Annotated in this window: 13 protein-coding genes; 3 read left to right on the top strand and 10 right to left on the bottom strand. The window is 63.6% G+C overall.

The window, feature by feature from the left end; genetic code table 11:
• Positions 1-78 precede the first annotated feature (78 nt).
• The 9 genes from CV013_RS11680 to tsaD form a co-directional block, all read right to left on the bottom strand.
• Complete coding sequence (locus CV013_RS11680) at positions 79-1,086, bottom strand: fumarylacetoacetate hydrolase family protein (RefSeq protein ID WP_102155826.1); 1,008 nt, start codon at positions 1,084-1,086, stop codon at positions 79-81.
• Positions 1,087-1,104: 18 nt separating this feature from the next.
• Positions 1,105-1,743, bottom strand: a complete 639-nt coding sequence (gene maiA / locus CV013_RS11675) for a maleylacetoacetate isomerase (RefSeq protein WP_102155824.1) — start codon at positions 1,741-1,743, stop codon at positions 1,105-1,107.
• A gap of 60 nt (positions 1,744-1,803) precedes the next feature.
• Positions 1,804-2,979, bottom strand: coding sequence for an acyl-CoA dehydrogenase (locus tag CV013_RS11670; protein ID WP_102155822.1), 1,176 nt, complete (start codon positions 2,977-2,979; stop codon positions 1,804-1,806).
• Between the two features lie 285 nt (positions 2,980-3,264).
• A complete protein-coding gene (locus CV013_RS11665; RefSeq protein WP_102155819.1) occupies positions 3,265-3,630 on the bottom strand; it encodes a response regulator in 366 nt (121 codons plus the stop codon).
• 66 nt (positions 3,631-3,696) lie between these two features.
• On the bottom strand, positions 3,697-4,332 hold the full coding sequence (locus CV013_RS11660) for a hypothetical protein (RefSeq protein ID WP_102155817.1): 636 nt from the start codon (positions 4,330-4,332) through the stop codon (positions 3,697-3,699).
• A 123-nt stretch (positions 4,333-4,455) separates the two neighbouring features.
• Positions 4,456-5,202: an OmpA family protein gene (locus tag CV013_RS11655; RefSeq protein WP_223805203.1), complete on the bottom strand. Its 747-nt coding sequence runs from the start codon at positions 5,200-5,202 to the stop codon at positions 4,456-4,458.
• Between the two features lie 61 nt (positions 5,203-5,263).
• Complete coding sequence (locus tag CV013_RS11650) at positions 5,264-6,754, bottom strand: lipopolysaccharide biosynthesis protein (protein ID WP_102155815.1); 1,491 nt, start codon at positions 6,752-6,754, stop codon at positions 5,264-5,266.
• Positions 6,751-7,749, bottom strand: coding sequence for an NAD(P)H-dependent glycerol-3-phosphate dehydrogenase (locus CV013_RS11645; protein ID WP_102155813.1), 999 nt, complete (start codon positions 7,747-7,749; stop codon positions 6,751-6,753). Before CV013_RS11645 ends, CV013_RS11650 begins: the two co-directional genes overlap by 4 nt.
• Positions 7,746-8,780, bottom strand: a complete 1,035-nt coding sequence (gene tsaD, locus CV013_RS11640) for a tRNA (adenosine(37)-N6)-threonylcarbamoyltransferase complex transferase subunit TsaD (protein WP_102155812.1) — start codon at positions 8,778-8,780, stop codon at positions 7,746-7,748. The genes CV013_RS11645 and tsaD overlap by 4 nt, the downstream gene beginning before the upstream one ends.
• Before the next feature lie 55 nt (positions 8,781-8,835).
• On the opposite strand from tsaD, the gene hemC reads away from it, so the two are divergent.
• The 3 genes from hemC to CV013_RS11625 are packed head-to-tail and all read left to right on the top strand — an operon-like array spanning position 8,836 to position 11,445.
• On the top strand, positions 8,836-9,765 hold the full coding sequence (gene hemC / locus CV013_RS11635; RefSeq protein ID WP_102155811.1) for a hydroxymethylbilane synthase: 930 nt from the start codon (positions 8,836-8,838) through the stop codon (positions 9,763-9,765).
• Entirely contained in the window at positions 9,765-10,442 is a 678-nt protein-coding gene (locus CV013_RS11630; RefSeq protein ID WP_102155810.1) for a uroporphyrinogen-III synthase, read from the top strand. The genes hemC and CV013_RS11630 overlap by 1 nt, the downstream gene beginning before the upstream one ends.
• Before the next feature lie 52 nt (positions 10,443-10,494).
• Entirely contained in the window at positions 10,495-11,445 is a 951-nt protein-coding gene (locus CV013_RS11625; protein WP_102155972.1) for a mitofilin family membrane protein, read from the top strand.
• Between the two features lie 76 nt (positions 11,446-11,521).
• Here CV013_RS11625 and CV013_RS11620 read toward each other — a convergent pair whose 3' ends face one another.
• Positions 11,522-12,736 (bottom strand): FAD-dependent monooxygenase, encoded by a 1,215-nt coding sequence (locus tag CV013_RS11620; protein ID WP_102155808.1) that lies wholly within the window; start codon positions 12,734-12,736, stop codon positions 11,522-11,524.
• Between the last annotated feature and the right edge of the window lie 16 nt (positions 12,737-12,752).

The following is a 12,752-nucleotide window of genomic DNA, read 5'->3' as shown; positions in this document are numbered from 1 at the left end:
CCCGCCGGGGCAACTGGGTTGCATGCCGCAACCATACCGCATCTTCTGCGCGGGGCAAGCGGCAAGGAGGCGATCGGATCAGGCGGAGATAACCTCTTGTTCGATCTTGCCGAAAATCGAATGACCATCGGCATCGCGCATTTCGATTGAAACGGTATCGCCCGGTGCCATGAAGCGGGTGCTCGCCTCGCCATCACGGATCGTTTCGATCATGCGGATTTCCGCAATGCACGAATAGCCCGCACCCCCTTCGCTGACCGGCGTGCCGGGGCCGCCGTCTGCGCCCTTGTTGCTGACTGTGCCCGATCCAATGATCGACCCGGCGCAGAGGCTGCGCGTCTTAGCGGCGTGGGCGACGAGCTGCGCGAGGTTGAAGGTCGCTTCCTGCGCCGCGTTGGCGCGGCCGAACGGCGCGCCATTGTAATCGACCAGCAGCGGCATATCGATCACGCTGTCTTTCCACGCATCGCCCAGCTCATCGGGCGTAACCGCCACCGGGCTGAACGCGCTGGCGGGTTTCGACTGGAAGAAGCCGAATCCCTTGGCCAGCTCGCCCGGAATCAGGCCACGCAGGGAGACATCGTTGACCAGCATGATGAGCTTGATGTGATCGGCGGCCTCTTCGACGGACACCCCCATCGGCACGTCATCGACTACTACCGCGATTTCGCCTTCCATGTCGCATCCCCAGGCGGTGTCTTTCAGCGGAATGGGGTCGCGCGGGGCGAGAAAGCCGTCGCTGCCGCCCTGATACATCAGCGGATCGTGATAGAAGCTATCCGGCACGGTGGCATTGCGCGCCTGCCGCACCAGTTCGACATGGTTGATGTAAGCGCTGCCATCGGCCCATTGATAGGCGCGCGGCAGCGGGCTGGCGGCATCGTGTTCGTGGAACCGTTCGCATGGCACCGTCTGATGTTCGACATCGCGATAGAGCGCCTCCAGCTGGGGGGCGATCTGCGCCCAGTTGTCGAGCGCATATTGCATCGTCGGTGCGATATGATCGGCAGGGCTGTAACGGGTCACGTCTTTCGAAACGACGACCAGCTTCCCGTCGCGGCCAGATTTCAGCGATGCGAGTTTCATATGGGGGTCTCCGTTTCTTTATTGGCTGGGTGTATCGGGTTGGTTGTCGGGATGCGCGCGAGCGAAGGCGGGCAGGGCAAGGCACGCCGCTTCGATCTGCTCGATGCGCGGCATAGTGTTGAGATCGAAGCCGAACCGGCGCGCGTTATAGACTTGCGGCAGCAGGACGACTTCGAACATGCCCGGCGCATCGAGCAGGAAATCGCCCGCTCCCAGCTGTTGCAACCGCGTTTCCACCGGGATCAGCGTCTTGGCTAGCCAGTGACGATACCAGGTTTCGATCCCGTGCTGATCCTGACCGTATTCGTCCTTCAGGTACTGGAGAACCGGCGAATTCAGCGGGGCATGAAGCTCTGTGGCGATGGCATAGGCCAGTTCGCGCACAGTGAAGCGGTCTTCTACGTCCGCAGGCAGCAAGGCGCGATCGGGATAGGCTTCGTCGAGCCATTCGATCACTGCCATCGATTGCGCGCGGTCGCGCCCGTCCGCTTCCAGCATTGGCACGCCGCCAAATGGGTTGCGTGCGCGATAGGCATCGCCTTTCTGCTCTGCCTTCAGCAAGTTGACGGGCACGATCTCGTAATCGAGGCCCTTGAGGTTGAGCGCGATACGCAGGCGATAGCTGGTCGAGCTGCGGAAGTAGGCGTGAAGCTTCATATCCCTCTCCCTAGCCATCGTTTCACCTGAAACCAACCCGATGATTGCGCGCTTGTTCCCTCAGAAGGCGGCAATCCCCGTGATCGCCCGGCCCAGGATCAGCGCGTGCACATCGTGCGTCCCTTCGTAGGTGTTGACCGTTTCGAGGTTCACCATGTGGCGGATCACCTGATATTCGCCGGAAATGCCGTTGCCGCCGTGCATATCGCGCGCCATCCGTGCGATATCGAGCGCCTTGCCGACATTGTTGCGCTTCACGATGGAGATCATCTCCGGCGCGAAGGCGTGTTCGTCCATCAGGCGGCCCACGCGTAGGCTCGCTTGCAGGCCGAGCGAAATCTCGGTCATCATGTTCGCCAGCTTGAGTTGGTAGATCTGCTTGGAAGCGAGCGGCACGCCGAATTGCTTGCGATCGAGGCCATATTGCCGCGCCGCGTGGAAGCAGAACTCCGCTGCGCCCATCGCGCCCCAGCTGATGCCGTAACGCGCGCGGTTGAGGCAACCGAATGGCCCCTTCAGCCCTTCGACATCGGGCAGCAGAGCATCGGCGCCCACTTTCACGTCTTCCATCACTACCATCCCGGTGGTGCTGGCACGCAAGCTGAGTTTGTGGCCGATCTTGGGGGCGGACAGGCCTGCCATCCCCTTTTCCAGAACGAAGCCGCGGATTTTGCCACCATGCGCTTCGCTCTTGGCCCAGACGACGAACACGTCTGCGAAGGGGGCGTTCGAAATCCAGGTCTTCGATCCGTTGAGGATGTAGCCGTCGCCATCCTTCTTCGCGACTGTCTTCATAGAGCCGGGGTCCGATCCGGCATCGGGTTCGGTCAGGCCGAAACAGCCGATCAACTGGCCGCTGGCGAGGCCGGGGAGATACTTGCGTTTCTGTTCTTCCGATCCGTATGCGTGGATCGGATATATCACCAGCGACGATTGCACGCTGGCCATCGAACGGTATCCCGAATCGACTCGCTCGATTTCGCGGGCAATCAGGCCATAGGCCACATAGCTGGCACCGGCGCCGCCGTATTCTTCGGGCACTGTTGCGCCCAGCAGGCCGGCTTGCCCCATCAGCGGGAACAGCTCCGGCGCGTCGCGTTCTTCCTCGAACGCTTCGATCACGCGCGGCTGGAGTTCGGATTGAGCGAAGGCATGCGCCGCGTCGCGGATCATGCGTTCGTCTTCGGTTAGCTGCCCGTCGATTGCGAACGGGTCTTCCCAGTTGAAAGCGGTCATGGCGCAGTCATTGGCACGGGAGATGAATGTGGCGCAAGCGTGGACCGCTAAATCGACTTTTGAAAGATGTGACTTTTGCTGGATTACCCGCGCGGAACAGCGGCTTGTCTGTGGCTTTTCGCTGGCCGGTGTGGACTTCGCAAAATGCCGGACGCGCCGGGAAAGTCACAGATACGTGACATAGTCGCGATACCCACCGAACAGGAGAAAACAGGCGGTCCATGTCGCCTATATTACGGCTGTAATGCGTTGTAGGACAGCGAGGGAAGGCGCGCCCGGCCGGTATCAGGCGTGCGACGGTTCCAGCACCTCACGCATGATCGAAATGATCTGATCGGGCGGGCAGGGCTTGCTACAGGCCTTCACTTCGGGAAACCGGGCGGCGACCTCTTCCGGCGATACCTGCCCTGAATGGAAGATCACCGGGATGTCTTCCGCAATCAGCGTCTCCGCCAGAGTATAGGATTCGCCATCTTCCAGTCGCACGTCGAGAATGGCGATGTCAGGCCGATGCTCGGCAATCGCCTCGCGCGCCGATCGCGCAGTATCGAATGGTCCTTCCACCATGAACCCGGCTTCCGCCACCGTGTTGCACAAGTCCATACCGATGATGAATTCATCTTCGGCGACGAGTACGCACGGCTGGTTCATGGTCGTTCCCTTCGGATCGGTTGCGGATAACGACCATTCAACGGGATTTTGGGGATGGGGTTCCCGTCAGGTCGCGCCGAAGCGGCTGCGGAACCCCTCCAGATCGCCTTTGGCAAGGTATCCGGCCTGTTCGACCCAGCCATCGCGGCGGATGCGGCCCTGAAACCGGCCAAGCTGTGCATCCACCCGGTCGATTTCGGCATCGTCCCAGGCGGCGATCTGTTCGAAGCGAGTCACGCCCATCTCCGTCAGCAAGGCCGCCAGCTTGGGACCAAGCCCCTTGATCTGTGTGAGGTCGTCAGCGCTTGCCGTGGTCGACGCAGCCTTCGGTGCCGGAGCAGGGGAAGGAGCGGGCTCCGGCTCTGGCTCGACAGCGGCCGTTTCCGCGTCGGCGGCGCGAGCGGTGGCTTCGGCTGCTTCGATCTGCGCTTCTTCCACGGCGGCGGCGACTGCGGTTCCGGCCCCTGCCAGCCCGACCGGGGCGGGCGGTGGCATCGGCGCGGGATCGCGGGTGGCCACAGGGGGGGCGTCGATCAAGGCCTGATTGCGCGCGGCGGGCGCGGCACCTTCGTCCAGCGTATCGCGACGGTCGGTTTCCACTCGCGTGCGGCGGGTCGCGGCAAATAGCCACCATGCCACCAGCAGCCCGATTACAAGGGCGATCGCTACCAACAGCCAGTTTTCAGCCAGCAGTTCGCTCATTCGTCGTCACTCCTCTCGTGCACGGTGCGCCCCCAGATTGCCCAGCCAAGGGCTAGTCCGGCGGTATAGGCTGTCAGACCCAGCACCAGAAGCTCACTCCATAGCGGCATAGTGCGTCCCTTTCTATCGTGGTCCGGGCGTATCGACCGGGGTCGGCACGATGGGTTGCGTGGCGATAACCGAAAATTCGATCCGGCGGTTGGCCGGGTCGCGCGGGTCCAGTCCATTCACCGGCTGAGCCGATCCCATACCGCTGGATCGCAGCCCGTCTGCCGGGATGCCGCGGGCGACCAGTGCGGCCTCCACCGCCTGAGCGCGTGCCTGCGACAGTTCGATATTGCCCGGTTCTGGCCCGGAACTGTCGGTATGACCTGTGATCGCGATGATCGCGCCCAGACACGGGCGCAATGCACGGGCGACTTCGCCGATAAGCTGCCTGCTGGCAGGATCGAGATTGGCGCTCGATTCCTCGAACCGGATCGTGCGCGAACGCAACAGGGCATCGACATCGTCCTGACAGTGCATTGGCTGGCGGGGGGTATCGGTGCCGCGTTGCGCCATGATCGTCCCGTCGATCCACCGCACACCGCCCACGCCGGGGATCGCCGCTACGGCGCGGGCCACGCGGGCGCGGACTTTTTCGTTCATGCCTTTGCCGCCGGACAGCACCGGATGGCGGGTGGGTGAACCGCTGGCGGTGTGGAAATTGGCTGTCACCCCTTTGCCACCGGCTGCGGCAATGGCTGCCTTTGCACTGTTTTCCAGCCGGTTGGCCATTTCTGCGCCAGTGCGATCGTATTGCACGAAGACCAGCGCGATCACGGCGATCAGGCCAGCGAGCACAGCGATAGCAGGGCGGACAAATGTCATCGCCGCCCGAATGGCAATTCCGGCCCCGGCTCGCAAGGGGGCAGCGGGTTCTGGCGAAAACTTATGCCGGGGGCGTGGTATCGAGGTTGCGGCGGAACAGCACCCGATCTTCCGGTCCGAACCCGAAGCGCCAGATGACCCAGCCATACACGAACAGGATCGCCGGAACGCCGAATGTCAGTTCGGCCCATTCCGGCATCTGAGTAAAGCCATAGCCAACGAATGTTGCCGGTATCGCAGCATAGATCAACGCCCAGCGCCAGTTGTTGATCGGTTCCTGCAAAATGCCCGCCAGCACCTGGCTTTTGACAATCGATGCGATCCCCAGTGCCACCATCAGCGATGCGGCAGCGGCGGCCGCCTTGTAATTATCGCTCAGCCCCAGTCGCTGAACCAGCATCATGGCGCCTACTGTCAGCAGACCCTGCAGCACGATAGTGGCGACGGAAATCGTCAGATTGCGGACCCGTGCGATGTAGATCAGCGCCGCTTCCGAAACGACAGCGGTCGCCGCGACCACTTCCGCGCTTAGCAGGAAAGCAAGTGCAGCGGTGCCGCCCACAAAAGTCGGGCCGACCAGCCCCATCACGCCTTCGCCCGGAATGCCCAGTGCGAGCGCGATGCCTGCTTGCGCCGCTGTGATCCAGAAGCCAACCTGACATACCTGCCGGGCAATCGCGGCATAGTTGCGTTCTTTCAGGTTGCGGGTGATGACCGGGCCGAGGATCGGCTCGAAACTGGTCTTGAGTTTCTGAGGCAGCGACGCGACCTGTTGCGCGACGTAGTAAATTCCCACCGCTTGCGGTGCTGCGAACAGGCCCAGAATAAACAGATCCAGTCGCCGGGTGCCCCATTCGATAGCGTCCGCCGATGCCAGTGGCAGCGCCCGCGTCGTCAATTGCACTGTGCCGCGCAGATCGGGCCGCCAGCCTTTCGGCAGGCCATAGGATCTGAGGAACGGGATCACCGCCGTCAGCAATCCGGCGTAGATCGACACGAGATAGGCGACCGACAGCCCGGAATCGGGCAGCGGAAACCACAGCACCCCGGCGAGAATCGAAATGGTCCACGGTTCGACCACCGCCCGCGCACGTACAGTGGTGGCGATATCGAACCGATAAGCCTGTGCGGCAAGGATGATTTCGGTCAGCGCATAGGCCGGGATCGACAGCACGATCAGCCGGTCGACCCATGTGTAATCCCCGCTGGGGAACAATGGCTGCGGGACGAACCACAGGAACACAGCGGCAATCAGCGACAGGACCAGCGCCGCCAGCATCCCGTCGAACACGAGATGGCACCGGTTGGCGTCTTCGCGTTCCGACAGGCGTTGTGCCAGCCCCCGCTTTTCCCCCAGCGAACACAGCATCGCGCACAGTTCAGCGACAACCAGCGCAGAGGCGAACACGCCCAGCTCTTCCGCACCATAGAGTCGCCCGGCGATAAACAGGAATGGCAGGCGCGCAGCGAGGCGCAGCAGGAAGCCGAAGAAATTGGTTCGCCCCCCCCGGGCCAGCGCGGCCATATCCGCTTGCGATTTGGCCTCGGTCATACAGGCGCTTCGGTGGTGAGCGGGCGAGCGAGCAGTTCGGATACGATTTCGCGCGCAGGGGCGCCTTGCAACAGGCGATAGACCGCCGCAACGATCGGCATGGCGATGCCGTGGCGCATGGCCAGTTCGGCCAGCACAGGCGCGGTATGCGCGCCTTCGGCCACAGTGCGCCGGTCAGCCATCAGCGATGCGGGGGGCTGCCCTTCGCCCAATGCCTTGCCCAGACTGAAATTGCGGCTGGAGGTGGAGGAACAGGTCAGCACCAGATCGCCCAGCCCGCACAGGCCCGCCAGCGTATCGCGCTCAGCCCCCAATGCTTCGCCAAAGCGCATCATTTCGGCATATCCGCGGGCGATCAGTGCGGCGCGGGCGTTCTCGCCCAGCTCCAGCCCGTCGACTACGCCGCATGCGATAGCGAGCACGTTTTTCACCGCGCCGCCGATTTCGGCCCCTGTTACATCGTCGGAATAATACGGGCGGAACGCAGGACGGGCGATTTGCGGGGATAGCCGATCCCACTGTTCCTCGCCCCCGGCACAGGCCAGCGTGACGGCTGTCGGCAGCCCGGCAGCGACTTCGTGGGCGAAAGTGGGGCCGGACAGGATAGCGATCTCGCTGCCCGGTTTGGCATCGCGGGCCACATCGTTCATCAGCCGCCCGCTGCCCGCTTCGATCCCCTTGCTGCACAGTACCAGATCGCGCGGCGATGCGGGCAGGGCCGCCAGCACTGTGCCCAGATGTTGCGCCGGGGTAACCGCCAGAACCGTATCGAGCGTGGCGAACTGCGCCAGATCGCCGGTCGCGCGGATCGTTTCCGACAGTTGCGCGGATGGCAGATACACGCTGTTGCGGTGTTGCCGGTTGATTTCCGCGACCAGCTCTTCTTCCCGCGCCCATAGCAGGACAGTGCGCCCGTCGCTCGCCAGCATTTGGGCCAGCGCTGTGCCCCATGCGCCCGCGCCGAGCACACCGATTGCGGCCGCTTTGCCGGTCATCCTTTTACCCCTGCGCCGCGTACCGGCTCCGCTGTCGGGTCGAGCGGCCAGCGCGGCCGAGCGGCGATGTCGAGCGGATCGTTCTGGCCGGTGGGCAGGCGTTCGCACCCGGCCCAGGCGATCATCGCCGCGTTATCGGTGCACAGTGCCGGGGGCGGCGCGGAAAAGCGCAGATCTCGCGCGTGTGCCAGTGTTTCCAGCGCGCCGCGCACTGCTTTGTTTGCAGCAACCCCGCCTGCCACCACCAGCGCGCTGACCGGCCCCATCGCATCGAGCGCGATTGTCAGCCGGTCGGTCACGCAATCGATGGCTGCCTGCTGGAAACTGGCCGCCAGATCGGCATCGCCGTGTAGCTGTGTTTCATAGGCACGCAGCACTGCGCTCTTCAGTCCGGCGAAAGAGAAATGCGGTTCCCCGCTGCCGACCAGCGGACGGGGCAGGCGCACGGCATCGGGATCGCCCTGCAACGCCAGCCGCTCCACCGCCGGGCCACCGGGGTATCCGAGGGCAAGGATCTTGGCCGTCTTGTCGAATGCTTCGCCCAGGGCATCGTCGATTGTGGTGGCGAAGCGGCGATATTCGCCAACGCCATCCACTCGCAGGATCTGGCAATGTCCGCCCGATACCAGCAGCAGGGCATACGGGAATGTCAGCGCCGGATCGGCCAGTCGGGGGCTGAGTGCGTGCCCTTCCAGATGGTTGATCGCCATCAGTGGCACATCGGTTGCCATCGCCAGCGCTTTGGCACTGACCAGCCCGACCATCACTCCGCCGATCAGCCCCGGACCGGCAGTCGCAGCAATCGCGTCGAGTTCGTGCAGGGCAACGCCAGCCTCTTTCAAAACGACGTCGATCATCGGGGCCAGCCGTTCGGCATGAGCGCGGGCGGCGATTTCGGGCACGACCCCGCCATAGGGCGCGTGTGCCTCGTCCTGGCTGGCGATCCGCTGGGCCAGCACCTGCCGTTCGGTGGTGACCAGCGCCGCTGCGGTTTCGTCGCAACTCGATTCTATGCCGAGAACCAATCCCATGCCGCTTTCCCTTACCGCTTTGCTTGGGTAGGGCAAGCGCAGTCAGTCGAATGACATGAAGGCAAATATTTTGAAACTCCGCCTCGGCACCCGTAAATCCCCGCTCGCAATGGCGCAGGCCCACGAAGCGCGCGCCCGTCTGTGCAAGGCCCACGGGTGGGACGAATCGTCCATCGAACTGGTCCCTGTTGTCGCCAGCGGAGACAAAGTGCAGGATCGCCCACTGGCCGAAATCGGCGGCAAGGCGCTGTGGACCAAGGAACTCGACGGCTGGCTGGCGGAAGGCCGGATCGATGCGTCGGTTCATTCGATGAAAGATGTCGAAACGATCCGGCCCGACTTTCTCGCTATCGCTGCGATCCTGCCGCGAGCCGATGTGCGCGATGTGCTGTTGGGGGCAGACAGCATTGCGGCGATCCCGCATGGGGCGCGGATCGGCACCAGCGCTCCGCGCCGGGCAGCGCAAATGCTTCACAACCGGCCCGACTGTTCCATCGTGTCGTTTCGCGGCAACGTTGCAACCCGCATGGCGCGGCTGGAAGCGGGCGAAGCCGATGTGATGCTGCTTGCCGCTGCCGGGCTCGAACGGCTGGGGCAGAGCAGCGCGGGCGCTCCGATACCGCTCGATCAATGGCTACCCGCCCCGGCGCAGGGGGCCATCGGCATCGAATGCCGGGCAGACGATACGCAGACCCGCGAATGGCTCGCTGCCATCGATCATGCGCCCAGCCACGATGCCGTGATGGCCGAACGTGCCTTGCTGGAGGCACTGGGCGGCAATTGCCATAGCCCGATTGCCGTGCTGACCCGCTTGGAAGATGGCCAACTGGCGATGCAGGCGGCGATCTTCAGTGCCGACGGGGCAGAGCGGGTCGCAGGCGAAGCGCGCTTCGCTCGCGGCGATGTCTATGGCCCGCAAGGGCTTGCCGCCGATTTGCTGTTGCGCGCCGGACCGGCGGTAAAGGCGTTGTTCGGGATCGGTTGATGCCGCGCCCGGCCATTGTCCTGCGCCCCGAACCGGGTCTTTCCGAAACGTTGAAGGGATTGCGCGATCGCGGGATCGAAGGCGTGGCCGCGCCACTGTTCGCGATTGAGCCGGTGTCATGGGATGCGCCCGATCCGGCGGACTTCGATGCTATTCTGGTCGGCAGCGCCAATGTATTTCGCCACGGTGGGCGTGCGTTGAACCAAATTGCGGGGTTGCCGGTTCACGCGGTTGGTGCCCGGACCGCGCAGGCGGCGCGCGATGCGGGCTTTGCAGTGGCCGAAACCGGGGCGGGCGGCTTGCAGGCATTGCTCGACCGCGCAAGGGCGCCGGTCCGCTTCCTATGGCTCGCGGGGGAAAAGCATGTGGCGCTGTCTTCACCCGCAGGTGTGCAGGTGGTCGAACGCATCGTTTATCGCGCCGCGCCGTTGCCCCTTGCCGAAGATGTTGCCGCTCAGATGGCGGGCGGCGCGGTTGTGTTGCTGCATTCGGGAGAAGCGGCGCGCTATTTTGCGGAGGAGTGCGAACGGTTTGGGGTTGACCGCAGCGAAGTGTCGCTGGCTGCGCTGGCGCCGCGTATCGCCTCGGCAGCGGGCGAAGGCTGGCAGTCCGTCGCATGGGCGATGAAGCCTGCCGAACTTGCGCTTTTGGCCTTGGCCGTCCAAATGTGCCAATGATCGCCAACAAAGACCTGCCGCAAAGACGGCACAGGTCGCAGAACGGATAATGATGAACACCTTTTCTGACGGTAACCGCGCAGGCGGTTCGTTAAAGCCGGTGCTGATCGCTGTGCTTGCCTCTTTTTTGCTGGGTGCCGCAATTGTCGGATATCTGGCGTGGAAGGGATATATCGGGCCGCGTGGGATGACTACCGCGCCTCAGGCCGAGGCTGTTTCCACGGCAAAACCAACCGCCACGGCTTCCCCGCAAAAGCTGGCGGGTATTTCTGTGGGTGACAAAGCATCCGATGCGCCCACTGCAACAACGGAAGACAACACCGCTGCTGCTAAGGCGGTTGAGAAAGTCGCGGAGCAGCAAGGCGGGCTGGATCAACGCATCGCCGCCGCTGAACAGCGCATCGCCAAGCTCGATCTTCAGGCGCAGGCCGCTGCCGGTAATGCTGCGCGGGCGGAAGGATTGCTGATTGCATTTGCCACCCGGCGTGCGCTCGAACGGGGCGCGCCGCTCGGCTATCTCGACGAACAGCTTCGCCTGCGGTTTGGCGATGCGAAACCGAATTCGGTGCACACGATCATCGAGTTTTCGAAAAACCCCGTTACGCTGGACGTGCTGATCGCGCAGTTGCAAGGATTGGCGCCCCAGTTGAAAGACGACAGCAGCCAACCGTTTCTTACCCGGATGCAGCGGGAACTGTCGAACCTGGTGGTCATCCGCCGCGAAACGACGCCCTCTCCGCAACCGCAGAAGCGGCTGGAGCGCGCGCGCTTCTTCCTCGAAAGCGGCCGCGTGGACAAGGCGATCCGCGAGGTGGAACAGCTGCCGGGTGCCGCCGCGGCAAAGGACTGGATCGCGCTGGCGAAGCGGTATGAACGCGCGCAGCAGGCACTCGACCTGATCGAAACATCAGCGGTGCGCGAGCGGCGTCTGTTGCGGGATGGCGATGGCAAGCCGGTGCAGCAGCTCGGCCCGGCGGATGAGAAAACGCCTGCGGTCAAATAAGGTGAAGTGGGTGGCTAGGCGGCCTTGGGAACATGCCCGGTAAGCCATCTGCCGAACCGCTCGGGTCGGCAAGTGGTCAGACTTGCAACAGTTCCGGCAATGCGCCCGACATGCCGCGCGCTTCGTCCATGAACCATTTTTTGAGCAGCGGTGTGCGCTGAACTCCGCTCATCCCCAGGCGGCGGATGGCCGATGCCGTCTTGCCGCCAAAGCCGAACAAATGCGTCAGCCCATCGGTAGCGGACATAACCATCACCGAATCGAGCGCGCGCCATTTTTCATAGCGGGCGAGAATTTGCGCGTCGCCCAGATCGAGGCCAAGCCGCTGTCCGTCGGTCAGCACCTGAATCAGTGCGCCAACATCGCGCAGACCCAGATTGAGCCCTTGTCCGGCAATCGGGTGCATCCCGTGCGCCGAATCGCCCACCAGCGCCAGCCGTTGCCCCACCATCCTGACAGTGTGCTGGAAACTGAGCGGATAGGACGAGCGCCCCGAATTGAGCGTTACTTCGCCCAGCAGATCGCCCATCCGCTTGTATATTTCGGTTACGAAGGCGCGGTCGGATAGCTTGAGGATGCCAGCGGCATCTTTCTCGTCCACCGTCCAGACCAGTGCGCTGCGGTGTTGCCCTTGCGGCCCGTCGAGCATGGGGAGCAGGGCGAAAGGCCCCGCGGGGTAAAAGATCTCCCACGCGACATTGCCGTGCGGCTTGCTGTGATCCAGCCCGACAATCAGCGCGCGGTGGCTGTAGTTCCACTGCGCCATCGCCAGCCCTTCCTCGTCGCGCGTGGGTGAGCGGCGGCCTTCGGCACCGATCATCAGCGCGGCATGGAGCGTGCGGCCATCGGCCAGCGTCGCGGAAACGCCAAATTCGTCGCGGTGCCGCTCCACTACCTCGACCGGGGCATGCCACGCGATCAGATCGGTTTCCCGCGCCGCTTCGAACAGAGCGAGCCGCAAGTCACGATTGGCGAACATCCGGCCAAGCGATCCTTCGTGCGGCTCAGGCGTGAAATCGAGCAGGCCCGGTTTCATCTGATCGCTGACCATGATCGATTCGATCGGGCAACCGAACGGCTCCAGCCGGTCGGCCAGACCGATATTGGTGAACAGGTTCCAGCTGGCGGTGGAGATTGCGCTGGCGCGACCGTCGAAATTATCCGCAGTCAGCGAAGCGGGATCGGCGCGGTCGATCACATGGCTGCTCAATCCCTTGCGCGCGGCAGCCAGCGCCAGAGTCATTCCCACCAGGCCGCCGCCCAGGATCAGCAGGTCGCGCTTGTCGTTCATCGCCTACAGCCCTAGA

This window comes from Tsuneonella flava (assembly GCF_002870965.1).
Taxonomy (GTDB): Bacteria; Pseudomonadota; Alphaproteobacteria; order Sphingomonadales; family Sphingomonadaceae; genus Tsuneonella; species Tsuneonella flava.
This window is presented reverse-complemented; position numbering and strand designations above follow the sequence as displayed.